The organism is Vibrio sp. Vb1755, assembly GCF_033338635.1.
In the GTDB taxonomy this organism is placed as follows: Bacteria; Pseudomonadota; Gammaproteobacteria; order Enterobacterales; family Vibrionaceae; genus Vibrio; species Vibrio alginolyticus.
On record NZ_JAWOTA010000164.1, the window covers coordinates 1 to 1361 of the forward strand.

At 47.2% G+C, this 1361-nt stretch carries 2 protein-coding genes; one reads left to right on the forward strand and one right to left on the reverse strand.

Annotation, left to right across the window (positions count from 1 at the left end; all coding sequences use genetic code 11):
* Positions 1 to 537, forward strand: a 537-nt coding sequence (locus tag R7E00_RS23535; RefSeq protein ID WP_318124645.1) for an HD domain-containing protein, incomplete at its 5' end; no start/stop codon positions are given.
* 52 nt (positions 538 to 589) lie between these two features.
* Here R7E00_RS23535 and R7E00_RS23540 read toward each other — a convergent pair.
* A complete protein-coding gene (locus R7E00_RS23540) occupies positions 590 to 1360 on the reverse strand; it encodes an undecaprenyl-diphosphate phosphatase (protein WP_318124646.1) in 771 nt (256 codons plus the stop codon).
* Between the last annotated feature and the right edge of the window lies 1 nt (position 1361).

Below are 1361 nucleotides of genomic sequence, written 5' to 3' on the forward strand. Positions count from 1 at the left end.
GGTATCCATACGTTGATGGTAGCAGAGCAAGCCGCAAAGCTGAGCACATCACTCCCTGTTAGATTTGCCGCACAGGTGCATGACTTAGGGAAAGGCGTGACACCAGAGAGCGAATGGCCAAGCCATAAAATGCATTGTCATACCGGTTTAAAGCTAATTAAAAAACTGTGCGAACGTGTACGTGTACCGAATGAATTTAAAGATTTAGCGCTCATGGTCTGCGAGCAACACTCCAACATTCATCGCGCCGCTGAGTTAAAGCCGCAAACCATCATCAAAATCCTGAACAAGTTTGATGTATGGCGCAAGTCGGAGCGCCTAAAAGACATTCTAATTTGCTGCCAAGCGGATCATGCAGGCCGCAAAGGTTTAGAAGATCTACCATATCCACAAGCGGATATTTTCATGCTGGCCTATCAAGCAGCGGCATCAGTAGATGTGCAAGCCATCATTCAGGATGGCTTCAAAGGTCCAGCTATTCGTGATGAACAAGAAAAACGACGTATTGAAGCGGTCAAAGTCGCTTTAAATAAGTAACGCCAAAATAAAAACGCCCGCTCAATTGAGCGGGCGTTTTTGTTTTCAAGGATTAAGCACTAAGCAAGAATGCAAATAGGCCCACACCTAGAATCAGACGGTAAATCACGAATGGCGTCATGCCCATGCGTGAAATCATCTTCAAGAAGAAGTGGATACAGATGTATGCGCTAATAAATGAAGTCAGAATACCAGTCAGCAAAAAGCCTACGTGCACAGGCTCACCGCCGGTAACCAGCTTCATACCCAAGTAGCTACCAGCTAATGTGATGATAGGAATCGACATCAAAAATGAAAAACGCGCTGCCGCTTCACGAGTGAAGCCCAAATATAGAGCGGCAGTGATCGTTGCGCCAGAACGTGAAGTTCCAGGGATCATCGCAAGTGCTTGAGCAATACCAATAAACACCGCTTTCTTCCAGCCAGTTTGGTACTCATCGGCAACAAGCTTGGCATTCTTATCCACCCACCAAAGCAACAAACCGAATACGATGGTGGTTGTCGCAATCACATAGGCACTGCGCAGGTAGACTTCGATAACGTCTTTCATCAGCAAACCGAACACACACGCCGGAATCGTCGCGATCACGATCATCCATGCCAGTTTTGCTTCTTTACTGCGGTCACCTTTGAAGATCGAAGCAAACAATGCTCGGAATAAAGTGATCACTTCGTGGCGGAAATAAATCACAACCGCCATCAATGTACCGACGTGTACTGCCACATCAAACGCTAGACCTTGGTCGGCCCAGCCGAAAATGGCAGAGGGCAGGATCAAGTGCGCAGAGCTGGAAATGGGCAAAACCTCTGTCAGACCCTGAATA